This is a genomic window from Mycobacterium sp. MOTT36Y, from assembly GCF_000262165.1.
Classification (GTDB): domain Bacteria; phylum Actinomycetota; class Actinomycetes; order Mycobacteriales; family Mycobacteriaceae; genus Mycobacterium; species Mycobacterium intracellulare.
This window is the reverse complement of the sequence record NC_017904.1, coordinates 1353423-1375878: the sequence shown is the minus strand read 5'-3', so window position 1 is coordinate 1375878 and position 22456 is coordinate 1353423. Positions and strand designations below refer to the sequence as shown.

The following is a 22456-nucleotide window of genomic DNA, read 5'->3' as shown; positions in this document are numbered from 1 at the left end:
CTACCTAGCGGGCGTCGGCGAGCGCGTTTGCGCCACCGACGATTTCGCTAATCTCCTGGGTGATCTGGGCCTGCCGCTCGCGGTTCGCCATCAGCGTCAGGGCCTTGATGAGGTCGTCTGCGTTGTCGGTGGCCGACTTCATCGCGCGTTGGCGCGAGGCCAGCTCCGATGCCGCCGATTCGAGCAGCGCCTCGTAAACACGGGTGGTCAGGTACCGCGGCAACAGCGACTCGAAAAGCGTTGTCGCATCCGGCTCGAACGAATACAACGTTCGCACTTCGGGCGGTTCCTCGACATATTCGACCACCATGGGGGCGATCCGGTGTGCGACCGCCGCCTGCGACAACATCGACTTGAACTCGCTGTAGACGATGTGCAACTCGTCGACGCCCTCGACGTCGGACTGGCCTTCGTCCTCGTCGCCGGTGCCCAGCATGAACGCGTTGACCAGCGTCTCGCCGATCTCGGCGGCGTTCTCGTACTGCGGCTGCTCGGAGAAGCCGGTCCAGGAGCCGCTGATGTCCCAGTTGCGGAACTTGTAGTAATTCAGCGCTTTACGGCCGACGGCGTACAGCACCGGCGTCTTGCCTTGTTCCCGCAGCAAGGAGAAGAGCTCCTCGGCGCGGCGGAAGATGCTCGCGTTGTAGGCACCGCACAGACCTCGGTCCGACGTCACCACCAGCACGCCCGCCCGCTTCGGTTCGGGCCGCTCGACGAGCAACGGGTGGTCGAGGGCGGCCTCGGCGGCCAGCGTGGTGAGCATCGCGGTGATCTGGAAGGCGTACGGTCTGGCGGCGTCCAGCCGCGCCTGAGCGCGACCGATCCGCGACGTCGCGATCAGCTCCTGGGCCTTGGTGATCTTTTTGATCGACCCGGCCGAGCGGATGCGTCCGCGCAATTCACGAAGTGTGGCAGCCATAGGTTGCTACTTCTTTGCCTTCTTCTTGGGTGCGGGCTTGGTGACCTTCACCGATTCCTTTTCGAGCTCGCCCTCATCGAGCGCCTCGACGTGCTCGTCGGGCACCACCGATCCACCACCGGTGGCGGCGAAGCCCTTCTTGAAGTTGTTGATGACCTTCTCGAGTTCTTCGGCCGCCTCGTCGGAGAGCTTCTGGGTGTCGCGGATCCCCGACAGGAGTTTCTCTTCGGAGGCCCGGATGTGGTCCAGCAATTCGGTTTCGAAGCGCCGGACGTCCTCAACGGGCACCGAGTCCAGGTGGCCACCGGTGCCGAGGAAGATCGAGATCACCTGCTCCTCGACGGGCATGGGCTGGTACTGGGGCTGCTTGAGCAGCTCCACCAGCCGCGCGCCACGGTCCAGCTGGGCCTTCGACGTCGCGTCGAGGTCGGAGGCGAAGGCCGCGAACGATTCCAATTCGCGGAATTGCGAGAGGTCCAAACGCAGCGAGCCCGCCACTTCCTTCATCGCCTTGATCTGGGCGGCGCCGCCCACGCGGGACACCGAGACACCGACGTTGATGGCCGGCCGCACACCCTGGTTGAACAGGTCGGACTCGAGGAAGCACTGCCCGTCGGTGATCGAGATGACGTTGGTGGGGATGTAGGCCGAAATGTCGTTGGCCTTGGTCTCGATGATCGGCAGACCGGTCAGCGAGCCGCCACCGAGTTCGTCGGAAAGCTTGGCGCAACGCTCCAAAAGCCTTGAGTGCAGGTAGAACACGTCACCCGGGTAGGCCTCGCGGCCGGGCGGGCGGCGCAGCAGCAGCGAGATCGCGCGGTATGCCTCGGCCTGCTTGCTCAGGTCGTCGAAGACGATCAGCACGTGCTTGCCGTCGTACATCCAGTGCTGGGCGATCGCCGAACCGGTGTAGGGCGCAAGCCATTTGAACCCGGCCGAGTCGGACGCCGGCGCCGCGACGATGGTGGTGTAGTCCATCGCACCACCCTCTTCGAGCGCGCGCCGGACCGAGGCGATCGTGGTGCCCTTCTGGCCGATGGCCACGTAGACGCAGCGCACCTGCTTGCGCTCGTCGCCGGACTCCCAGTTCTGCCGTTGGTTGAGGATGGTGTCGACGCAGACGGCGGTCTTGCCGGTCTTGCGGTCGCCGATGATCAGCTGGCGCTGGCCGCGGCCGATCGGCGTCATCGCGTCGATGGCCTTGATCCCGGTCTGCAGGGGCTCTTTCACGCTTTGCCGCTGAACCACCGAGGGCGCCTGGATCTCCAGGGCGCGCCGGACGTCGGTTTCGATGTCGCCCTGACCGTCGATCGGCTGGCCCAGCGGGTTGACCACGCGGCCCAGGAACGCGTCGCCGACGGGGACCGAGAGGACCTCGCCGGTGCGCTTGACCTGCTGGCCCTCTTCGATCTTCTCGAAGTCACCCAGGATCACCGCGCCGACGTTGTGCTCGTCGAGGTTGAGCGCGACGCCGAGCACGCCGCCGGGGAACTCGAGAAGTTCCTGGGTCATCACGGACGGCAGGCCTTCGACGTGGGCGATGCCGTCACCGGCGTCGACGACGGTACCGACCTCTTCGCGGGCGGTGTCGGAGGTGAAAGAGCCTACGTACTCCTCGATGGCGCTCTGAATGTCACCAGCGGAGATTGTCAACTCGGCCATGGCTTTTCGTCTTCCTACTTGATCTTCGTAACGCGTGCGTCGGGATGGATTTGTGGTTGGTCTGGGGTGGTCAGTCGGGCAACTGCGCCTCGGCCGCGGTCAGCCGGGACGCGAGCGTTCCGTCGATCACTTCGTCGGCCACCGAGATGAGCAGCCCGCCCAGCAGTTCGCTGTCGATCTGCAGCTGCACCGCCACCGGGTGACCATAGATGCGGCTGAGCACCTCGGTCAGGCGGGTGCGCTGGGCGTCGCTCAGGTCGGCCGCGGCGCTGACCTGCGCGACGACTTCGCCGCGGCGCGCCACCGCGACCTCTGCGAGGAACTGGATGGCCTCCTCGGCCGGCTGGCCCCTGAGCAACTCGACCGTCTGGGTCAGCAGCGCGGCCGCGATCGGATGAACCTTGGTGCTCGCGCTGTCGAGCACCTTGCGCAGCAACGCAACTCGGCCTTCCACCGGAACGGCGTAGTCGCCCAACAAGATCGCCAGTCGTGGTTGCGCGTCCAGGATGCGCGAGAACCGGAACAGTTGTTCCTCGATCTCGTCGACCTTGTCCTCACGTTCGGCGACTTCGAGCAGCGCCTGCCGCGAGACATGCTCGAGGGCGTCGATGAGGTCGGAACTGGCCGACCAGCGCTCCGATACGGCCGAGCGCAGAACGTCGAGGGTAGCGTCGCCGACCTGGCCGGCGAGCAACCGCTCGATCAACCGGGTCCTGGGTTCCGCGTCCTCGGCGGGCACGGTGAGGTACCGGGTGACAACGATTTCGCGGTCCAGCATCTGCGCCACGGAGACGAGTTCGCCGGACAGGGTGGAAAGTCCCTTGTTGTCAAGGTCTTTGGTGATGGTGCTGAACCACTCCGAGAGGTTGGTCAGCGCGACACGGCTCGACGAGCGCATCTTGGTCATCAGCGGATACTGGACATCCGCCGAGGCGGGCGCCATCGCGTCGAGGTCGTCGAGGAATCGATCCACGGTGGCCGATTGCTGTGCGGAGTCGGCGACGAAGTTACGCACCAGCTCGCCGGCCTGGCGCACCGCTTCGTGACCGAGTTCCAGGCGCAGCTGACGACTCAGCTGGGTACGCAGCAGGTCGACCTGGCGGCCGCCCTGCGACTTGATGCGTTCCGCCTCGACACCGGCCTGGGCCGACAACTGCTCGGTGATGCGCTTGGAGTCCGACTCCGCCTCTTCGACAACGCGTTTCGACTCTGCCTTGGCGTCCTCCACGGCCTTGCTGTGGGCGGTGGTCGACTCGGTCAACCGATCGCTCGCCGCGGCCGCGTCCTTCAATTGCTGGCGCACCGTGGCCTGCCGCGCGGCCATCAACCGACGCACCGGCGGCACGACATAACGCACCACCAGGAACACGATGGCCGCAAAGCCCACCAACTGGCCGATGAAAGTCGACATACTTCGATTACCGTCCGGATGTCTTGGTTGCGGATGTGGTCGCTGCAGCGGGGGCGACGTCGACGCCGAGGATGCGACTGGCCAACGTCGCCGCCATGGACGCCACGTTGGCACGCAGATCCAGTTCCACGGCGTCCCTTTCCCGCTTCAGTTGCTGGGCGGCCAGCTGCAACGTCGAGGACACCTCTTGCTCGGCCCGGGCCCGCGCCTCTTCCACGACCTTACGGCCCTCGGCGCGCGCGTTGTCGCGTAACGACGACGCCTGCACTCGGGCTTCGGTCATGGCTTCTTCGTAATCGGCCTGGGCGGCCTCGAACTGCTCGGCCGCCTTCTTGGTGTCGGCGGCCGTCTTGGCAACCATGGCGTCGCGTTCGCGCAACACCTTCATGACCGGCGGCACGACGAACGTGCCGATGACGGCCAGCACGATCAGGAAGATGGCCAGCACGAAGAAGAAGGTGCCGTTGGGAACGAGGAAGTTGTTGCCTCCCTCTGCCACCACCTGGCCGGACGCCAGAACGCTCAGGCTCGCGTCACCCATCACAGCGAACTAGGTGCCGACGGGTGTTGCGAAGACGAACAGCGCCATGAAGGCCAGGTTGATGAAGTAGGCCGCCTCAACCAGACCGACGGTGATGAAGAACGGCGTGAACAGCCGACCTTGCGCCTCGGGCTGCCGGGCGATCCCGGAAACCAGCGCGTTACCGGCGATACCGTCACCGATACCGGCACCGATCGCGCCGCCGCCCATGATGAGTCCACCGCCGATGAGTGCAGCGGCAGCGACTTGGGGGTCCAGAGCCATTCTTATCCTCCTTGATATCTGGTAGGGGTCTACCAGGCCTCTGTAATGGTGCGTGGGACAAAACAATTCATGGTGGCTTTAGTCATGGTGATCCTCGATCTCCATGGCTTGACTGAAGTACAAGATGGTCAGAATCGAGAAGATGAAGGCCTGGATCGCCCCGACGAACAGGTCGAAGGCCTTCCAGATCGCGTTGGGCGCCCACATGATGTACGGCGGGAACAGCGCGATCAGCGCGACCAGGATGCCGCCGGCGAAGATGTTGCCGAAAAGTCGCAGCGACAACGAGATTGGCTTGGCCAGCTCCTCGACGACGTTGATCGGCGCCAGGAACGCCACGTGGCCCTTGAGCACGGCGAGGGGGTGTCCGACGACGCCGCGGCGCCAGATGCCGGCCACGTGGTAGCAGACAAAGACGAAAAGGGCCAGCGCCAGAACGTAATTGATGTCCGCCGCCGCCGACTTCAGCAGCTCGGTGGTGTGCCCGGAGGCGTCGGTGTACTGCAGCGGGAGCACCGACAGCCAGTTGGAGATCAGGATGAACACAAAGATGGTGACGGCCAGCGGCAACACGAACGGCGCGATCCGCATGCCGACCGCGCTCTCGATCTGGTCGCGCATCTGGACCGTGATGGCTTCCCAGAACAACTGAACACCGCTGGGGACACCGGTCGAGGTGATCTTCGCCCGCAGGAAGAAGGCCAGCGCGAGCACGATCAGCGCGGCGATCCCCGTCGACATGATGGTGTCGGTGTTGACGGTCATGCCGAGCCAGGTGGCGTGGTTGTGTTCGCCGACCTCGATCGCACCTTCGGCCAGGAACGTCGTCTCAGGCATCGGTGGTGTTCCTTCCTTCCGTACCTTCCGATCCTGCGTTGACGCCGCCTCCGGCACCGTCCGCGGATTCCACCCAGTCGCCGGCGCGCAGCTTCTTCCACACCGGCAGCGCCGTCGATGCCACCAAGAGGATCTGGAAAAGCGCCAATCCGAACACCACGCCCAGGCCGGCGGGCCGGAAGACGTAGGCGATGATCAGCCCGATGACGGTGATGATGGCCAGCCGAGACGCCGAGTTGACGGCCATCGACCTTTTCAGCGGGTGATCCTTCGCGGTGATCGACTCAACGGAGCGACGCACCAGTACCGCATTGAGCAAACCCAGCAGCAGCCCGATCCCGAAGAAGACGCCAACCATCAGGTGACCGGACAGCCCGGCTGCGAGCACCGCCACCGCCGTGATGGCAATGCTGATCGCGAAGAGCCGAACCGGACGGAAAGCAACAGAGGGAAACACCAACGGCGCGTCCTGCGCTGGTGTCGTCACTGCAGCACCTCAATCCCAGGTTGGTGAAACGGGAACCCCTCGACCGACTGATCGGTGGTCCGCCGAGCGTATCGCACGTCACAGTTGAATCACCCAAGGGGTATCTCCCGAGGCCGGTCTTGAACCAGCCCGATCGGATGAGCCTCCGAGGGGCCGGTCGCCTGTGCGGCTTTTTGGGGTTCTACCTGGACCGTACCACACAACACGCCCCTACTACTACCCCTCGTCGTAGTAGTCGTCACCCCGGCGCAAGAGCGGGATCGCCGTCGCGACGCCGGCGACCACGATGGCGCCCAGCATCACCGCGGCGGTGTCGCGGGGGCGGAAAAAGATCGTGCTCGCCGCGCCGAACGCGACGATGCCGACCCACAGATAAATCAGCAACACCACGCGGCGGTGGGAATGGCCGATCTGCAGCAACCGGTGATGCAGATGCATCTTGTCGGGGCTGAACGCGCTGCGGCCCGCGCGGGTGCGGCGCACGATCGCCAGCAGCAAATCGAGCATCGGCACGAAGATGACGGCCGCGACCAGCAGGAACGGTGACAGCAGGGCGAACACGTCGCGGGCGCCGTAGGCGTTTTGCGAAACGGGGCCGGCCGCCGTCGTGGAGGCGGCGGCCAGCATCAAGCCGATCAGCATCGAGCCGGAGTCGCCCATGAAGATCTTGGCGCGATGAAAGTTGTGCGGCAGAAAGCCCAGACACGCCCCCGCGAGCACCACCGAGATCACCGCCGGCGGATAGAAGAGGACGTCGCCGCCGTGGTCGCGGAGCAGCCCGACCGAGAACATGCAGATCGCCAACGCGGTGATCAGGCCCAGCCCGGCGGCCAGACCGTCGAGCCCGTCGACGAAGTTCATCGCGTTGACCACCGATACGGTGAGCGCCAGCGTCAGCAGGATCGACGACGCCTGGTCGAGCACGATGGTGCCGACCCCGCCCATGGGGATGTACAGGACGCTCCAGGCCACACCCATGGTGACCAGCACGCTGGCCGCGGTGATCTGGCCGGCGAACTTGGTCAGGGCGTCCAGGCCCCACCGGTCGTCGATCAGCCCGATCCCCATGATGACCGCGCCGGCCACCAGGACCGCTGGCATGCCCGTGGAGTAGACGAACCCGCGGGTGAGCGCGGGAAGCTGGGAGGCCAGGAACACCGCGGTGACGACGCCGAGAAACATCGCCAGCCCGCCCATGCGCGGGGTGGGTGTGACATGTACGTCGCGCTCCCGAGGGTAGGCGACGGCGCCCAGCCGGGTCGCCAGCACGCGGACCGGTCCGGTGGCGAAATAGGTGATGATCGCCGCGGTGAGTCCCACCAGCGCCAGCTCGCGTAGCGGAACACCGGCGCCGCGGTCAGAAAGGGCGAGCAAACCACCGGCAAGGTTGGTCATGTCGCTGGACACCAACGAGACCGTAGTGCACAAACCTGGGAGCTCGCGACAACCGCTCCAGTCAGGCCTCGGCGGTCAGGCCCTCAGGATCGACACCGAGGACTTCGGCGATGCGCTCCGCGCTGACCGGGCCCGGCCGCAGGATGCGTGGCGTGGGTCCGGTCAGGTCCACGATCGTGGAGGCGGCGCCCTGCTCGGACGGACCCGCTTCCAGGTAGACGTCGACGAGATCGCCGAGTTGATCTCGCGCCTCACCGGCGTCCACGGCGGCCGTACGGCCGGAGATGTTGGCGCTCGAGACCGCCAGCGGTCCCACTTCACGCAGGAGTTCGATGGCGACCGGGTGCAGCGGCATCCGCAGCATCACGGTGCCGCGGGCATCGCCGAGGTCCCACTGCAACGACGGCGCCTGTGTGACCACCAGGCTGAGCGCGCCCGGCCAGAACGCGCGGATCAGGTCGCGGGCGCCGTCCGGCATGGTGTAGACGAGCCCCTCGATGGTGTGCCAGGAGCCGACCAGCACGCCCACCGGCATGTCGCGCCCACGCCCCTTCGCCGAGAGCAGCGCCGAGACCGCGGCGCTGTTGAACGCGTCGGCACCGATGCCGTACACCGTGTCGGTCGGCATGACCACGAGCCGCCCGCCCTTGAGAGCTCCTGCCGCCGCGGCGATTCCGAGCGCGCGCTGCTCGGGATCGGCGCAGTCAAAGACGTCGGTCATTGACGCCACTCCTCCTCATCGCTGCGCTCTGCATCGTCGCGACGCGCGTCATCGGCGCCACTCCTCCTCATCGCTGCGCTCTGCATCGTCGCGACGCGCGTCATTGGCGCCACTCCTCCTCGCCGTCACGAACCGCGGCCGGCCGGTCAAGTCCTGACGCGCCTGGACGTCCTCGAAAAGCCCGGTGCGAACGAACAATTCCATGGTCTCGCGCGAGGTGGTGTCGTCATGCTCGATGCCGATCAGCCCCCCGGGACGCAGCCAACGGCCGGCGAGGCGCACTATCGGAGCAATCACCGCCAGACCGTCCGGCCCGCCGAACACCGCCTGGTAGGGATCATGTTGGGCGACTTCAGGGTCCAGCACGGCGCCTTCGGGAACATAGGGCGGGTTGGCCACGATCAGGTCGACCCTTCCGTCCAGTTGCGGAAGCAGACCGGGTTCGGTGACGTCGGCCCGCACGATCTCGACCGCCGTGCCCTCAGCGTTACCGCGCGCGTACTCGAGGGCGGCGTCGGAGTTGTCGAGAGCGACGATTCGTGCCTCCTGCCCCAATTCGGCCCGGTGGTGGGCCAGCGCCACCGCCAAAGCGCCGGACCCGGTGCACAGGTCGACGATGACCGGCCGGGGCGCAAGTCGTTGCGCGCGGGCCCATTCCAGCAGGGCCTCGGTTTCGGGGCGGGGTATGAACACGCCGGGGCCGACGCGCAGCTGCACCGGACCGAATGCCGCCGTCCCCAGCAGATGCTGCAGCGGCACGCGTCGCGAACGGACGGCCACCGCGTCGCGGTACCGTCCGAGAAAGTCCTCGCCGGGCGATTCGAGCAACGCCAGGCGACCGCGGTCGATGCCCGCCAGGTGCGCGGCCAGCTGCTCGGCATCCCAACGCGCGGAGTCGATTCCCGCTTCGGCGAGGGTGGCCGTCGCATCGTCGATCGCGCGCCGCAGGCTGAGCTGGCGTGTCCCGCTCCTCATCGCTTCGCTCCGCGTCGCCGCTGGGACGTCATGCTTGTTGCAGCCGGCTTTGCTTGTCGGCCGCGGCCAGGGCATCGAACAACGCATCCAGGTCGCCGTCGAGCACTTGATCGAGATTGTGCGACTTGAAGTTGATGCGGTGGTCGGCGATCCGGTTCTCCGGGAAGTTGTAGGTGCGGATGCGCTCGCTGCGGTCCACCGTGCGGATCTGGCTGGCCCGGTCCGCCGACGCGTCCGCCAGCGCCTGTTCTTCGGCCAAGGACTGCAGGCGCGCCGCCAGAACCTGCAGCGCCCGCGCCTTGTTCTGTAGCTGCGAGCGCTCGTTTTGACAGGTGACCACGATTCCGGTGGGCAAGTGCGTGATCCGCACCGCGGAGTCGGTGGTGTTGACACCCTGGCCGCCCTTGCCCGACGAACGGTAGACGTCGATGCGCAGGTCCGACTCGTCGATCTGCACCTCGCCGATTTCTTCGGGTTCGGGATACACGAGCACACCCGCCGCCGAAGTGTGAACGCGGCCTTGGGATTCCGTCACCGGGACGCGTTGAACCCGGTGCACCCCGCCCTCGAACTTCATCCGCGACCAGACCCCGTCGGCCGAATCGCCCTTGCTGGCGATGGACAGCGTCGCGTCCTTGTAACCGCCGAGGTCCGAGGTGGTTTCGTCCAGCACGGTGACGGTCCAGCCGTGCCGCTCGGCGTAGCGAATGTACATCCGGGCCAGGTCGGCGGCGAACAGCGCCGACTCTTCCCCGCCCTCACCGGATTTGACCTCGAGCACGATGTCGTCGGCGTCGTGCGGGTCGCGCGGGGCCAGCATGTCGGTGAGCTGGGTGTCCAACTCGGCCACCCGGGATTCCAGATCGCTCGCCTCGGCGGCGAAGGAATCGTCGTCGGCGGCCAGTTCGCGCGCGGCCTCGAGGTCGTCACGGGCGGCCATCAGCTTGCGGTAGGTGCCGACGATCGGGGCCAGCCGCGCGAAGCGCCGTCCGGCCTTGCGGGCCTCGTCGGGGTTGCTGTGCAGTTCGGGGTCGGCCAGCCGTCGCTCGAGGTCGGCGTGCTCGGCCAGCAGCACGTCAATGGTCTGTACCGGCTTCGTCATGCCACACCTCCTGCCCCGTTGTCGCCCGTCACTGCCGCAAACGCAAACCGACGCCCGGCCTGTGCGACTGCACGCACAGTTCGGGCGTCGGTAACCGAGCTATTTGTCGGCAGCGGCTCCGGCCTTGCGCTTGCCGTAGCGCTTCTCGAAGCGGGCGACCCGGCCACCGCTGTCCAGGATCTTCTGCTTGCCGGTGTAGAAGGGGTGGCACTGCGAGCAGACCTCGACGGTGATGTGGCCACCCTCTTTGGTGCTGCGCGTCTGGAAGGTGTTGCCGCATCCGCAGAGCACGGTGGTCTCCGCGTAGGCGGGGTGAATGTCAGCTTTCATGGTGTCCTCTTCGATCGTTTCAGCGTCCGATTATGCCGGGTCAACCGTCATGCCCCAAAACAGCGGGATGGGCTTCGCCATTCCCGGGGCGGTCGCCGCGAACTTAAATCACGGCGCTGGCGCCCGGCGTGTCTTGTGCGTGGTTTAGCGGGAGCGACGGTCCCCCTAGTCGTTGTCCATCCCGGGCGTCGTCTTGGACACCTGGACCAGGAACTCGTAGTTGGTCTTCGTCTTGCGCAGCTGCGACATCAGCAGGTCGATGGCCTGGTGGGAATCCAGGCCCGACAGCACGCGGCGCAGCTTGTGCACGATGCCGAACTCGTCCGGCGACAGCAGCAGTTCGTCCTTACGGGTGCCGGAGGGGTTCACGTCGACCGCCGGGAAGACCCGGCGTTCGGAGATCTTGCGGTCCAGCTTGAGCTCGGCGTTACCGGTGCCCTTGAACTCCTCGAAGATGACCGTGTCACCGGTGGACCCCGTCTCGACCATCGCGGTGGCGATGATGGTCAGCGAGCCGCCCTCCTCGATGTTGCGCGCGGCGCCCAGGAAGCGCTTGGGCGGGTACAGCGCGGTGGAGTCGACACCACCGGACAGGATGCGGCCCGACGCCGGCGAGGCGTTGTTGTAGGCGCGCCCGAGGCGTGTGATCGAGTCCAGCAGCACGACGACGTCCTTGCCCTGCTCGACGAGCCGCTTGGCCCGCTCGATGGCCAGCTCGGCGGCCTGGGTGTGATCGGACGGCGGCCGGTCGAAGGTCGAGGAGATGACCTCACCCTTGACCGAACGCTGCATGTCGGTGACCTCCTCGGGCCGCTCGTCGACGAGCACGACCATGAGGTGGCATTCCGGGTTGTTCTTGGTGATCGCGTTGGCGATGTCCTGCAGGATCGTCGTCTTACCCGCCTTGGGCGGCGACACGATCAGCGCACGCTGGCCCTTCCCGATCGGCATGATCAGGTCGATGACCCGCGTGGTCAGCCGGTCGGGCGTGGTTTCCAGGCGAAGACGCTGGTTGGGATACAGCGGCGTCAGCTTGGAGAAATCGGGGCGCTTCTTGGCGTCCTCGACCGAGCCGCCGTTGACGCTGTCCAGGCGTACCAGCGGGTTGAACTTCTGCCGCTGGTTGGGCTGCTCGCCTTCCTTCGGCACGCGCACCGCGCCGGTGACGGCGTCACCGCGGCGCAGGCCGTTCTTGCGCACCATGTTCATCGACACGTAAACGTCATGGGGCCCGGCCAGGTAGCCGGAGGTGCGCACGAACGCGTAATTGTCGAGGACGTCAAGAATGCCGGCTACCGGCTGGACGACGTCGTCCTCGCGCAGTTCGGCGTCGCCGCCCTCTCCGGAGCGCTCGCCCCGGCGCCGGCGGTCGCGGAAGCGGCGTCCCCGCCGGCCGCCGCGTCCTTCGCCGTCGTCGTCCTGCTGGTTCGACCCGCCACGGCCCTGCTGGCCGCCGGAGCCCTGTTGATCCTCGCTCCCGCCACCCTGGCCGCGGTTCTCGTTCTGGTTGTCTTTGTCCTGCTTGCCTTCGCGGCCGTCGGTCTCGCCGGTGGCGCCGCCATCTCGGCCGCCGGCGCGCTCGCGATCGGCATCCTCGTTGGCGCGGTCGGTCGATCCCGCGTCGCGGGAAGCGCCGCGTCGTTCGCGGCGGGGCGCCTCGGTGGGGGCCGCGCCGTTCTGGCCTTCCTTGGCCGCCGGTGCGTCAGCGCCGTTGTCGTCCTTGGTGTCTTTGGTGTCGTCGTCTTTGGTGTCCGGCTTGCCGCTGTCCTCAGTGGACTTCGTGCCGTTGGCGGGCACGCCGTTGGCCTGTCCCCTGACTTCTTTGATCGCGGCGATCAGTTCGTTCTTACGCATTCCCGACGTCCCTTTGACGCCGACCTGGTTAGCCAGCGCGCGTAGCTCGGGCAGCACCATGGTGGACAGGGCGCCGGCCGAAGCGTTCGTCTTCGCGTCGGGAGTGTCGGTGGTCACGGCATTAGACAGTTGATTGGCGTCAGTGTTTTCGCCAGCCGTGAACAGGTCCGTATCAGTCACGGAGTTCCTTTCTTCCCCCAATGATCACGTCATACGGGGGGTTCGTTGCATTCAGCCAAATTGCCGAGTGCGCCCAATCATCGACTCTGCAACGGTGATCGCCTGGATCGGCGGAGTAAACGGCGAACCTCGTCCACAAGAAGAATTGGTGTTGTCCTAGCGGCAAGGCAGTATGGATGCAGATGCAGATGCTGCGATTGCTGGACGGCTCCGAGGATAGCCCCCATCCCTGCTGGAAGCAAGCAAACCCTCCGGCCACGCTGTTGATCAACCCGCGACGGTGACTCCCGGACTCCAGCGAACTCGTTCGCCGGTGGCCATCTTGATGAGGGCAAATCCGCTTGTGGCGGCGTACTCCACCGCCTCCGGGGGCAACCCCGCCGCCGTGGTCATCGCGATCACCGATGGACCGGCCCCGGACAGCGTCGCTGCCACGTTATGACGCCGCAGCAGCCGCAAATATTCCGCCGAGGCGGGCATGGCCGGTGCGCGCTGCGGCTGGTGGAGCACATCTTCGGTGGCCGCCATGAGCAGGTCCGGGCGTTCGGTCAGCGCGACCACCAGCAACGCGGTGCGGCTGACGTTGAAGCGTGCGTCGTCATGGCTGACCTGCGCCGGCAGCAGCACGCGGGTCTCGGCCGTCAGGGAGCGTTCCTCGGGAACGGCGCAGTACAGGTGGATGTCGGGGTGAAGCCGCAGCGGCACCGCCGCGTACCGCGGGTGATCACCGCTGCGGTCGACCCACGACACGACCGCACCGCCCAGCACGGCCGCCGCCGCGTTGTCGGGATGACCCTCGAAGTCCGAGGACAATTGAATCAGCTGGGTGTCGTCGAGCGTCTGCCAATCCGTCTGCGCGACAAGGCCGTTCGCGGCCGCAAGCCCGCCCACCACCGCCGCCGCTGACGAGCCCAGGCCGCGGGAATGGGGGATGGCGTTGCGGCACCGCACCACCAGCCCGGGGGCGCGGACCCCGACAGCTTGCAGGCCGCGCTCGAGGGCGCGCACCACCAGATGGTCGGCGTCCACCGGCAGTTGGCCGGCACCTTCCCCCTCTACCGTGACGACCAAGCCGGAAGAAGTTGTCTCCACGGTGATTTCGTCGCACAGACTCAACGCCAGACCGATGCTGTCGAAGCCCGGCCCGAGGTTTGCGCTGGAGGCCGAAACCACGGCGGTGGCTACCAGCCCGGCGGGCAGCATCGAGGTCACCAACGTGACCGCCGAGTGTGGGCGCTATGTACGTGGCCTGCCTGGAATTCGTCCATAGGCCCCACGCTCGGTGACCGCACTACGCCAGCCCCAGTTTTTCGACGACCAGGACCGGATCAACCGGCAGCGCGGTCACGGTGGGCATATCCCGTAGTGCCGTGTCGGGATCCTTGAGCCCGTTGCCCGTCACCGTGCACACGACCGTCGACCCGCGGGCCACCCAGCCGTCGTCGACGGCCTTGAGCAGACCCGCGATGCTGGCCGCCGAGGCGGGTTCGACGAAGACACCTTCGGACTCGGCCACCAGGTGGTAGGCGGCCAGGATCTCCTCGTCGGTGGCCGCCAGGAAGCGGCCGTTGGATTGGCGCTGCGCGTCGACCGCGGCCGTCCACGACGCGGGCGCGCCGATGCGGATCGCGGTCGCAATCGTTTCCGGGTTCTTGACCGGCGCACCGTTCACCAGGGGGGCCGCGCCGGCCGCCTGGGTGCCCAGCATCCGCGGCAGCTTTTCGATCAGGCCCTCGTGGTGATACTCGGTGTATCCCTTCCAGTACGCGGTGATGTTGCCCGCGTTGCCGACCGGAAGGGCGTGCACGTCCGGCGCTGCGCCGAGCGCGTCGACGATCTCGAACGCGGCCGTCTTCTGGCCCTCGATGCGCACCGGGTTGACCGAATTGACCAAGGAGATCGTCGGGAAGTCGGCGGCCATCTTTCGGGCCAGTTCCAGGCAGTCGTCGAAGTTGCCGTCGATCTGGATGATCTTGGCGCCGTGCATCACCGCCTGCGCCAGCTTGCCCATCGCGATCTTGCCCTGCGGGATCAGCACCGCGCAGGTGATCCCGGCGCGGGCGGCATAGGCCGCCGCCGACGCCGAGGTGTTGCCGGTCGAGGCGCACAACACGGCCTGTTGGCCGCGCGCCACCGCATCGGTGACCGCCATCGTCATCCCCCGGTCTTTGAAGGAGCCGGTGGGATTGAGGCCCTCGACCTTGAGATGGACTGTGCAGCCGGTCTTTTCCGACAGGCGGGTCGCCGCGATCAGCGGGGTGCCGCCCTCGAGCAGGGTGACCGGGGTCCAGTCGTCGCCCACCGGCAACCGGTCCCGGTAGGCCTCGATGAGCCCGGGCCAGGGCTGGTGGACGGCGGTGCGCGGCGCGCTCATAGGGTGGTCCCTTCCAGTCGCAGCACGCTCGTCACGCTCTGCACGGCATCGAGGTCGGCGAGCGCGTCGACGGTTTCGGACAGCGCGGCGTCCGTGGCGCGGTGGGTGACCACGACGATCCGTGCCCCCACCCGTCGTCCGCCCTCGTCCGCGACGCCCTCCTGCCGCACCTCGGCGATGCTGACCTCGCGTTTGGCGAATTCGGCTGCCACCGAGGACAACACGCCGGGCTTGTCCGCCACGTTCATGCTGACGTAGTAGCGCGTGGAGATCAAACCCATTGGGGCTACGGGGAGTTGGGCGTACTTGGATTCCCGCGGCCCGCGGCTGCCCAGCACGCGGTTGCGCGCGGCCATCACCAGGTCCCCGGCCACGGCGGACGCGGTCGGCGCGCCGCCGGCGCCCTGGCCGTAGAACATCAGCCTTCCGGAGGCCTTGGCCTCGACCACGACCGCGTTGAACGCCCCGTTGACCGTGGCCAGAGGATGCGACAGCGGCACCAAAGCCGGATAGACGCGGGCCGAGACCCGCTCCTGGCCATCGCCGTCCGTGATGCGCTCGCAGATGGACAGCAGCTTGATGGTGCAGCCCAGCGCACGGGCGGACTCGAAGTCGGCCGGCGTGACCTTGGTGATGCCCTCGCGATAGACGTCGTCGGCGATCACCCGCGTGTGGAACGCGATGGACGCCAGGATCGCGGCCTTGGCGGCGGCGTCGTATCCCTCGACGTCGGCGGTGGGGTCGGCCTCGGCGTAGCCGAGCGCGCTGGCCTCGGCCAGCGCGGTGTCGTAGTCGGCGCCGGTGCTGTCCATCGCGGACAGGATGTAGTTCGTGGTGCCGTTGACGATGCCCGCGACCCGCAACACCGTGTCGCCCGCAAGCGACTGGGTGAGCGGCCGGATGACGGGAATCGCGCCCGCCACCGCCGCCTCGAAATACAGGTCGACATGCGCGCTTTCGGCCGCCTGCGCCAGCTCGCCGGTGGAGATGGACAGCAGCGCCTTGTTCGCCGTGACGACCGATTTGCCGTGTTCGAGGGCGCACAGGATGGCCTTGCGGGACGGCTCGACCGGTCCCATGAGCTCCACGACGATGTCGACGTCATCGCGCGCGGCGAGCCCTTCGATGTCGTCGGTGAGCAGCTCGGCGGGAACGCCACGGTCGTCGGCGACGCGGCGCACTCCGACGCCGCGCAGCACCAGGGGCGCGCCGACGCGGGCCGCGAGGTCATCGGCGCTTTCCTCGATGATTCGGACGACTTCGCTGCCGACGTTGCCCAACCCGAGTACCGCTACACCGACCGGCTTTTCCTCACGCGGCACCAGTTCACCTCACTTCCAGACTCAGCAGATCGTCGACCGTCTCGCGGCGCAGGAGCAGGCGCGCGCGCCCGTCACGCACCGCGACGACGGCGGGACGGCAGACCATGTTGTACCGACTCGACAACGAATAGCAGTAGGCGCCGGTGGCGGCCACCCCGATCAGGTCGCCGGGATGCAGGTCGCCGGGCACCCACGTGTCGCGCACGACGATATCGCCGCTCTCGCAATGCTTTCCGACAACACGCGCCAGCTCCGCGGGCGCATCGCTGAGCCGGGAGACCAGCCTGGCGTCGTATTGGGCGTCATACAGGGCGGTGCGGATGTTGTCGCTCATGCCGCCGTCGACGCTGACATAGCGCCGGTGTGCCGTGGCACTGACGTCCACGTCCTTGACGGTGCCCACCTCGTAGAGGGTGATGGTGCCCGGTCCGGCGATGGCTCGTCCGGGCTCGACGACCAGCCGCGGTGTCGGCAGCCCGACAGCCTCCGACTCGTTCTTCACGATCGCGCTCAACTTGGCGGCCAGTTCGCCCATCGGCGGCGGGTCGTCCGCGGCCAGATACGAGATACCAAGTCCGCCACCGAGATCCACGGTCGAGATCTGCGCGGTCTTGTCGACGCCGAACTGCTCGACGGCCTCGTGCAGCAGGCCGAGGACACGGCGCGCGGCGAGTTCGAAGCCGGCGACGTCGAAGATCTGCGAACCGATGTGGCTGTGCAGACCGACCACCCGCAGGTGTTCGGCTTCGAATACCCGGCCGACGGCGGCCAACGCCGCGCCGCTGGCCACGGACAGTCCGAACTTCTGGTCCTCGTGTGCGGTCGAGATGAACTCATGGGTGTGTGCTTCGACACCGACCGTGAGACGGACGAAGACGTCCTGGACGATACCCGCCTCGCCCGCAATGGTATTCAGACGCTCGATCTCGGTCATCGAGTCCAAAACGACGTGGCCGACACCGGCTTTGACCGCCGCGGTCAATTCCGCGACTGACTTGTTGTTGCCGTGGAAGGTGATCCGCTCCGGCGGGAAGTTGGCGTGCAGCGCAACGGCCAGCTCGCCGCCGGTGCACACGTCGAGCGACAGGCCTTCCTCGTCGATCCAGCGCGCGATCTCGCTGCACAGAAAGGCTTTCGCGGCATAGTGCACGTTCTTGCCCCCACCGAACGCCGACGCGATCTCGCGGCAGCGGGACCGGAAATCGTCCTCGTCGACGACGAACAGCGGGGTGCCGTACTCCTGGGCGAGGTCGGTCACCGCTACCCCCGCGATGCTGGCGACTCCGCCTTCATCGCGAGTCGTGTTGCGGGGCCACACGTTTGGCGCCAACAGCAGCAGCTCCTCGGCGGATTGCGGCCGCGGCGGGCTGTCGGCGTGGCGGGTCTCTTCGGCGTGCCGAGGACCGGCGGGATGAACGTTCACATTCGCTCCGGGGCAGTGACGCCGAGTATCGCCAAGCCGTTGGCGATCACCTGGCGGGTCGCCTGGCACAGCGCCAGGCGCGCGGTGTGCAGATCGGTGGGCTGCTCGTCGCCCTGCGGCAGCACCCGGCAGGAGTCGTAGAACCGGTGGTAGTCGCCGGCGAGGTCTTCCAGGTAGCGGCAGATCCGGTGCGGTTCGCGCAGCGACGACGCCGTCGTGAGCACCCGCGGGAATTCGCCGAGGGTGCGCAACAGCGTCCCCTCCTTGTCGTGGTCGAGCAGCCCGAGGTTCCCGGTGTCGGGGATGAGACCGAGTTCGGCGGCGTTGCGGGCCAGCGCCGAGAGCCGGGCGTGCGCGTATTGCACGTAATAGACCGGGTTTTCGTTGGACGCCGACGACCACAGCGCGAGGTCGATGTCGATCGGGGTGTCCACCGAGGACCGGATCAGGCTGTAGCGGGCGGCGTCGACGCCGATCGCCTCGACGAGATCGTCGAGGGTGAGCACGGTTCCGGCGCGCTTGCTCATCCGGACCGGCTGGCCGTCGCGGACCAAGTTGACCATCTGGCCGATGAGCACCTCGACGGTGGCCGGGTCCTCGCCGAGGGCGGCGGCGACCGCCTTGAGGCGGGCGATGTACCCGTGGTGGTCGGCGCCGAGCATGTAGATGCACAGGTCGAAGCCGCGTTGCCGCTTGTCCAGGTAGTAGGCGATGTCCCCGGCGATGTAGGCGGGCTTCCCGTCGCTCTTGATCACGACGCGATCCTTGTCATCACCAAAGGCACTGGCGCGCAACCATGTTGCGCCGTCCTTCTCGTAGATGTTGCCGGTCTCGCGCAGCTTGGCGAGGGCCTCGTCGACCCGTCCGCTGGTGTGCATCGCGTCTTCGTGGGTGTAGACGTCGAAGTCGGTGCCGAATTCGTGCAACGACTCCTTGATGTGGGTGAACATCAGGTCGACGCCGATGGCGCGGAAGGTCTCGTGCATCTCGGGGGCGGGCAGGCTCAGCGCGTCGGGGGCCTTCTGCACGATCTGGGCGGCGATGTCGTTGATGTAGGCGCCCGCGTAGCCGTCTTCCGGGGTGGGTTCGCCCTTGGCCGCGGCGATCAGCGAGCTGGCGAAGCGGTCGATCTGGGCGCCGTGGTCGTTGAAATAGTATTCGCGCACCACGTCGGCGCCCTGGGTGGACAGCAGCCGGCCCAGCGCGTCGCCGACCGCGGCCCAGCGGGTTCCGCCGATGTGGATCGGCCCGGTCGGGTTGGCCGAGACGAACTCCAGGTTGATGTGGTGACCGGCCAGCGCGTCGGAATGGCCGTAGCGAGCGCCGCCGTCGATGACGTTGTTGACCACGACCGCCTGCGCCGACGCCTCGAGGCGCAGGTTGATGAAGCCCGGTCCGGCCACCTCCGCGGAAGCGACGCCGTCGGCCTGCGCGAGTGCCTCGGCGAGCCATCCGGCGAGCTCGCGGGGGTTGGCACCGACCTTTTTGCCCAGCTGCATCGCCAGGTTGCTGGCGTAATCGCCGTGCTCGGGATTGCGGGGCCGCTCGACGGTCACCGTCGCCGGCAGCATGGCAGCGTCCAGCCCGCGCTCGGCCAGCACCGCGGCGGCGGTGTTTTTGAGCAGCTCAGCGAGGTCAGCGGGGGTCACGAGCGTCCATCCTATTGGCTCGCATGCCCGCGCCCCGAATCCGTTGCGGTGGCGGGGCGGCCGCCTGGATGCGCTAGTCTGTCGGAGCCCAATGGTGCAACAACAAAGTTGTAGCGCCCCCGTAGCTCAGGGGATAGAGCGTCTGCCTCCGGAGCAGAAGGCCGCAGGTTCGAATCCTGCCGGGGGCACCGGTGTTACCGCAGGTCAGATGGTACTTTTGCGCTTAATCCGACGACTTGTCCGACTCATCGGAGTCCTCTGGCCCGTCGGAGTCCTCTGACTTCTCCGCCTTTTCGGACTCGTCGGACTCGTCGGACTCCTCGGCCTTGGCAGACTCCTCGCCCTCGCCGGACTCCTTGGCCTTATCGGAATACGTCGCCTCGTCGAGCTTGTCCGCATACTTCGTCAGCAGCCCCGCCAGGTCGCGCGCCTCCTCGGCGGCCAACGAATCCTCGAAAAGGCGCTCGTCGCTGTCCGAGATGCGCTCGACGTAGACCGCGGCGGCCTTGATTCCGACGTCCCATCGGCCCCCCTCGTGACGAACCATGTGCTGCCGCCTTTCGACCGGTGACTCGCTCTCGAACTTCTGCGCCGCGCGCTAGTGCGTTGTTTACCCACTTCTGCTGTAGGCCAGACGGTCACATTCGCTCGAACGACGCGTCGCACGCCCGTCTTCTGAAAACACCGCCACACAGGTCACAGGCGACATTAAGCTGCTGGCCGTGGGCGTGAGAGTGTTCGCCAAGGGCGCTGGCCGATGGCTGGCGGTCGCGGCGTCGCTCGTCGTCTCGGCCGCCATGATCCACGCCCAGGGCACCAAGCCGCGGTGTTGCGCCGAGACGCCGGCGGCGGCCCCCACCAGCGCCACCGCGGCGGCGGCCCCGCCACCCAGCCCACCGCACACCGCCAGTCCCGCGGAGGTGGAGGCGCTCACCGCCCTGGCACCACCCGCCCCCTCCGCCGGCCAGCAGTTCCAGCTCGCGTTGCCCCGCGGCGTCGCGTCCGAGGATCGGCTACAGGTCAAGACCATCTGGGCGGCCCGCGCGATCGGAGTGCTCTTTCCGCAGATCAAGACGATCTACGGGTATCGGGAGGACCCGCTGCCGTGGCATCCCAAGGGGTTGGCGATCGACGTGATGATCCCGAACTTCCACACCCCCGAGGGCATCGACCTCGGCAACCAGATCGCCGGGTATGCGCTGGCGAACGCCAAGCGCTGGGGCATCAATCACGTGATCTGGCGCCAGAAGATCTACCCGGGCGTCGGCGGGGGCAACTGGACGGCCGACCTGGGCTCGGAGACCGCCAACCATTACGACCACGTCCACATCGCCACCGACGGTGGCGGCTATCCGACCGGTCACGAGGTGTATTACATCGCCTCCATGACCAGCGCGCCGGATTGATCGGCGTCGCCTTCGTCAGGCCGTCCCGGCGGCAAACGCCGCCACCGGCATTTCGACCGTTCCGCGGCACGGGCCGCCGTTGATGTCGGTGTGCCAGACACCGCGCAACGATCCGTCCGCCTGCGGCGTGTAGAAGGCCCACGACCGCGCGGGCGCCCACACCTTCGGCGCGCCCTCGCCCATATAGCAATCCCACTGAAAGTCGAAGCGCTCCACCCATTTCGCCCCGTCCCAGGTGTAGCGCGACGGCTGGGGCAGGGTCGGATTCTTGGGCGTGGGCCCGTCGGTGGCGGTGGCCACACACCGGCCCGACGAGCATGCGGTGGTGAAGACGTAGTCGGCGCTGAACGTGGCTTCGGCCTGCGTCGCGGCGACGCTGGTGCCGGTTTTGCCGGCCGCATACCGCACCAGTGAGTATTTGCCGTTCCACGACGGCGACACCGCATGGGCGCAGACGGCGGGGGCGCCGGCGACCGAGGCAGTCACGGCTGCGAGGACCGCAACTACCCGAAGCCTCGGTCGCATCGGTCAATGGTGAGCGTCCGATGACGCGGTGTGATCTCGGCGAGGACACGATCACGGTTTTCAGCGCAACAGGAACAGTCCGTAGGCGGCGATCGACTGCGCGTCGGCGATGACGCCCTCGCGGATCATCCGCTCCACCTCGTCGCGGGCGAACCACGCGCTGCGCATGTCCTGTTCCTCGTGTTCGCGGTCGGCTTCGCCCTCGATGATGCCCGTGGCCAGAAACACCCAGCCGCGCTGACTGGTCATCCCCGGGGCCGCGTCGAGCTCGCCGAGCGCCTCGAACGTCGTTGCGCGCAATCCGGTTTCCTCGCGCAGCTCACGCGAGGCCAACTCGGCCGGGTCGGCGTCGGCCAGGTCCGGGGCGGTGCCTTGGGGAAACTCCCAACGCCGCTCCCCGATGGGGTAGCGAAACTGCTCGACCAACCGGAAGCGTCGCCCGTCATAGGGCATCACGAGCGCGTAGCCCGGCTTGTCGACGACGCCGTAGAGGCCGGTGCTGCCGTCCGGGCGGCGGATGTCATCCTCGCGCAGCACCATCCACGGATTCCGGTAGATCTCGCGGCTCGCGAGGCATTCGATGAACGTCACGCCGCCAGTATTGCCGTGCACACCGCACCCGAAGCGGTGGCGATGGCGAGGGAGTAGCGTCCGAATCCATGCCGTCCCCGCAAGCCATCACCGAGACCGTCAATCGCTACCTCGCGCTCGTCGCCACGGGCACCGCCGACGACATCGTGACCCTCTACGCCGCCGATGCCACCATCGAGGATCCGATCGGCGCCGACATTCGCCGCGGGCATGACGCCATCCGCGCGTTCTATGCGGGATTCCAAGACGCCAAGAAGGACACCGAACTCGCCGAATTGCGGGTCTCCGGCAGCGAAGCCGCCTTCTTCTGGCACCTCACGCTCGACGCCGGTGACAGCCGCACCCGAATCTCCCCCATCTCGACGATGTCGTTCGACGCGGACGCCAAAATCACGTCGATGCGCGCCTTCTGGTCACCGGCTGACGTCCAGGTGTTGTAGCCCGGTCGCCAATCCCGTTGGCATATGGCTTAACTCGGATTCGCACCC

General features: G+C 67.2%; 23 protein-coding genes and 1 tRNA gene. 3 read left to right on the top strand and 21 right to left on the bottom strand.

The window, feature by feature from the left end:
* Positions 1-4 precede the first annotated feature (4 nt).
* The 18 genes from W7S_RS06645 to argS form a co-directional block, all read right to left on the bottom strand.
* A complete protein-coding gene (locus W7S_RS06645) occupies positions 5-919 on the bottom strand; it encodes a F0F1 ATP synthase subunit gamma (RefSeq protein WP_008254818.1) in 915 nt (304 codons plus the stop codon).
* Between the two features lie 6 nt (positions 920-925).
* Positions 926-2581: a F0F1 ATP synthase subunit alpha gene (gene atpA, locus W7S_RS06640; RefSeq protein WP_008254816.1), complete on the bottom strand. Its 1656-nt coding sequence runs from the start codon at positions 2579-2581 to the stop codon at positions 926-928.
* 70 nt (positions 2582-2651) lie between these two features.
* Positions 2652-3992, bottom strand: a complete 1341-nt coding sequence (locus W7S_RS06635; protein WP_008254814.1) for a F0F1 ATP synthase subunit B/delta — start codon at positions 3990-3992, stop codon at positions 2652-2654.
* A gap of 7 nt (positions 3993-3999) precedes the next feature.
* Positions 4000-4533 (bottom strand): F0F1 ATP synthase subunit B, encoded by a 534-nt coding sequence (locus tag W7S_RS06630; RefSeq protein WP_008254811.1) that lies wholly within the window; start codon positions 4531-4533, stop codon positions 4000-4002.
* Positions 4534-4542: 9 nt separating this feature from the next.
* Positions 4543-4791: a F0F1 ATP synthase subunit C gene (locus tag W7S_RS06625; RefSeq protein ID WP_024636915.1), complete on the bottom strand. Its 249-nt coding sequence runs from the start codon at positions 4789-4791 to the stop codon at positions 4543-4545.
* An 84-nt stretch (positions 4792-4875) separates the two neighbouring features.
* Entirely contained in the window at positions 4876-5634 is a 759-nt protein-coding gene (atpB, locus tag W7S_RS06620; RefSeq protein WP_008254800.1) for a F0F1 ATP synthase subunit A, read from the bottom strand.
* Positions 5627-6121: an ATP synthase subunit I gene (locus W7S_RS06615; protein WP_008254797.1), complete on the bottom strand. Its 495-nt coding sequence runs from the start codon at positions 6119-6121 to the stop codon at positions 5627-5629. The genes atpB and W7S_RS06615 overlap by 8 nt, the downstream gene beginning before the upstream one ends.
* Before the next feature lie 216 nt (positions 6122-6337).
* Positions 6338-7516 carry a UDP-N-acetylglucosamine--decaprenyl-phosphate N-acetylglucosaminephosphotransferase gene (rfe, locus tag W7S_RS06610; protein WP_008254794.1) on the bottom strand — a complete coding sequence of 393 codons (1179 nt, stop codon included), beginning with the start codon at positions 7514-7516 and terminating at the stop codon, positions 6338-6340.
* A 61-nt stretch (positions 7517-7577) separates the two neighbouring features.
* Positions 7578-8237: an L-threonylcarbamoyladenylate synthase gene (locus W7S_RS06605; RefSeq protein WP_008254793.1), complete on the bottom strand. Its 660-nt coding sequence runs from the start codon at positions 8235-8237 to the stop codon at positions 7578-7580.
* 48 nt (positions 8238-8285) lie between these two features.
* A complete protein-coding gene (prmC, locus tag W7S_RS06600) occupies positions 8286-9212 on the bottom strand; it encodes a peptide chain release factor N(5)-glutamine methyltransferase (protein ID WP_008254791.1) in 927 nt (308 codons plus the stop codon).
* A 28-nt stretch (positions 9213-9240) separates the two neighbouring features.
* The gene (gene prfA, locus W7S_RS06595; protein WP_008254789.1) at positions 9241-10314 is read right to left on the bottom strand and encodes a peptide chain release factor 1; all 1074 of its coding nucleotides are present in this window, start codon (positions 10312-10314) and stop codon (positions 9241-9243) included.
* Between the two features lie 99 nt (positions 10315-10413).
* Positions 10414-10644 (bottom strand): 50S ribosomal protein L31, encoded by a 231-nt coding sequence (gene rpmE / locus W7S_RS06590; RefSeq protein ID WP_008254787.1) that lies wholly within the window; start codon positions 10642-10644, stop codon positions 10414-10416.
* Between the two features lie 165 nt (positions 10645-10809).
* The gene (gene rho / locus W7S_RS06585) at positions 10810-12678 is read right to left on the bottom strand and encodes a transcription termination factor Rho (protein ID WP_008254784.1); all 1869 of its coding nucleotides are present in this window, start codon (positions 12676-12678) and stop codon (positions 10810-10812) included.
* A gap of 267 nt (positions 12679-12945) precedes the next feature.
* On the bottom strand, positions 12946-13893 hold the full coding sequence (gene thrB, locus W7S_RS06580; protein WP_168160313.1) for a homoserine kinase: 948 nt from the start codon (positions 13891-13893) through the stop codon (positions 12946-12948).
* A 76-nt stretch (positions 13894-13969) separates the two neighbouring features.
* Positions 13970-15052: a threonine synthase gene (gene thrC, locus W7S_RS06575; RefSeq protein ID WP_008254781.1), complete on the bottom strand. Its 1083-nt coding sequence runs from the start codon at positions 15050-15052 to the stop codon at positions 13970-13972.
* A complete protein-coding gene (locus tag W7S_RS06570) occupies positions 15049-16374 on the bottom strand; it encodes a homoserine dehydrogenase (protein WP_008254778.1) in 1326 nt (441 codons plus the stop codon). Before W7S_RS06570 ends, thrC begins: the two co-directional genes overlap by 4 nt.
* A 4-nt stretch (positions 16375-16378) precedes the next feature.
* Entirely contained in the window at positions 16379-17797 is a 1419-nt protein-coding gene (gene lysA, locus W7S_RS06565) for a diaminopimelate decarboxylase (protein WP_008254777.1), read from the bottom strand.
* Positions 17794-19446: an arginine--tRNA ligase gene (argS, locus tag W7S_RS06560; RefSeq protein WP_008254775.1), complete on the bottom strand. Its 1653-nt coding sequence runs from the start codon at positions 19444-19446 to the stop codon at positions 17794-17796. Before argS ends, lysA begins: the two co-directional genes overlap by 4 nt.
* A gap of 115 nt (positions 19447-19561) precedes the next feature.
* On the opposite strand from argS, the gene W7S_RS06555 reads away from it, so the two are divergent.
* Positions 19562-19634 (top strand) — tRNA-Arg (locus W7S_RS06555).
* Between the two features lie 35 nt (positions 19635-19669).
* Here W7S_RS06555 and W7S_RS06550 read toward each other — a convergent pair.
* The gene (locus tag W7S_RS06550) at positions 19670-19993 is read right to left on the bottom strand and encodes a hypothetical protein (protein WP_008254773.1); all 324 of its coding nucleotides are present in this window, start codon (positions 19991-19993) and stop codon (positions 19670-19672) included.
* Between the two features lie 175 nt (positions 19994-20168).
* On the opposite strand from W7S_RS06550, the gene W7S_RS06545 reads away from it, so the two are divergent.
* Positions 20169-20852: a hypothetical protein gene (locus tag W7S_RS06545; RefSeq protein ID WP_026071516.1), complete on the top strand. Its 684-nt coding sequence runs from the start codon at positions 20169-20171 to the stop codon at positions 20850-20852.
* Between the two features lie 15 nt (positions 20853-20867).
* On the opposite strand, the gene W7S_RS06540 is transcribed toward W7S_RS06545, so the two are convergent.
* Positions 20868-21338: a hypothetical protein gene (locus tag W7S_RS06540; RefSeq protein ID WP_008254770.1), complete on the bottom strand. Its 471-nt coding sequence runs from the start codon at positions 21336-21338 to the stop codon at positions 20868-20870.
* A gap of 99 nt (positions 21339-21437) precedes the next feature.
* Positions 21438-21968: an NUDIX hydrolase gene (locus W7S_RS06535; RefSeq protein ID WP_008254768.1), complete on the bottom strand. Its 531-nt coding sequence runs from the start codon at positions 21966-21968 to the stop codon at positions 21438-21440.
* A gap of 68 nt (positions 21969-22036) precedes the next feature.
* Here W7S_RS06535 and W7S_RS06530 point away from each other — a divergent pair, with 68 nt between their 5' ends.
* Positions 22037-22408 carry a nuclear transport factor 2 family protein gene (locus tag W7S_RS06530; RefSeq protein ID WP_008254766.1) on the top strand — a complete coding sequence of 124 codons (372 nt, stop codon included), beginning with the start codon at positions 22037-22039 and terminating at the stop codon, positions 22406-22408.
* The last annotated feature ends 48 nt before the right edge of the window (positions 22409-22456 follow it).

Bases quoted from the DNA above. Each gene is read 5' to 3' on its own strand.
- prmC (WP_008254791.1), bottom strand. From the start codon at position 9,212: ATGAGGAGCGGGACACGCCAGCTCAGCCTGCGGCGCGCGATCGACGAT.
- atpA (WP_008254816.1), bottom strand. From the start codon at position 2,581: ATGGCCGAGTTGACAATCTCCGCTGGTGACATTCAGAGCGCCATCGAG.
- W7S_RS06530 (WP_008254766.1), top strand. From the start codon at position 22,037: ATGCCGTCCCCGCAAGCCATCACCGAGACCGTCAATCGCTACCTCGCG.
- W7S_RS06635 (WP_008254814.1), bottom strand. From the start codon at position 3,992: ATGTCGACTTTCATCGGCCAGTTGGTGGGCTTTGCGGCCATCGTGTTC.
- W7S_RS06550 (WP_008254773.1), bottom strand. From the start codon at position 19,993: ATGGTTCGTCACGAGGGGGGCCGATGGGACGTCGGAATCAAGGCCGCC.
- prfA (WP_008254789.1), bottom strand. From the start codon at position 10,314: ATGACGAAGCCGGTACAGACCATTGACGTGCTGCTGGCCGAGCACGCC.
- W7S_RS06645 (WP_008254818.1), bottom strand. From the start codon at position 919: ATGGCTGCCACACTTCGTGAATTGCGCGGACGCATCCGCTCGGCCGGG.
- atpB (WP_008254800.1), bottom strand. From the start codon at position 5,634: ATGCCTGAGACGACGTTCCTGGCCGAAGGTGCGATCGAGGTCGGCGAA.
- W7S_RS06605 (WP_008254793.1), bottom strand. From the start codon at position 8,237: ATGACCGACGTCTTTGACTGCGCCGATCCCGAGCAGCGCGCGCTCGGA.
- rpmE (WP_008254787.1), bottom strand. From the start codon at position 10,644: ATGAAAGCTGACATTCACCCCGCCTACGCGGAGACCACCGTGCTCTGC.
- W7S_RS06630 (WP_008254811.1), bottom strand. From the start codon at position 4,533: ATGGGTGACGCGAGCCTGAGCGTTCTGGCGTCCGGCCAGGTGGTGGCA.
- rfe (WP_008254794.1), bottom strand. From the start codon at position 7,516: ATGACCAACCTTGCCGGTGGTTTGCTCGCCCTTTCTGACCGCGGCGCC.
- thrC (WP_008254781.1), bottom strand. From the start codon at position 15,052: ATGAGCGCGCCGCGCACCGCCGTCCACCAGCCCTGGCCCGGGCTCATC.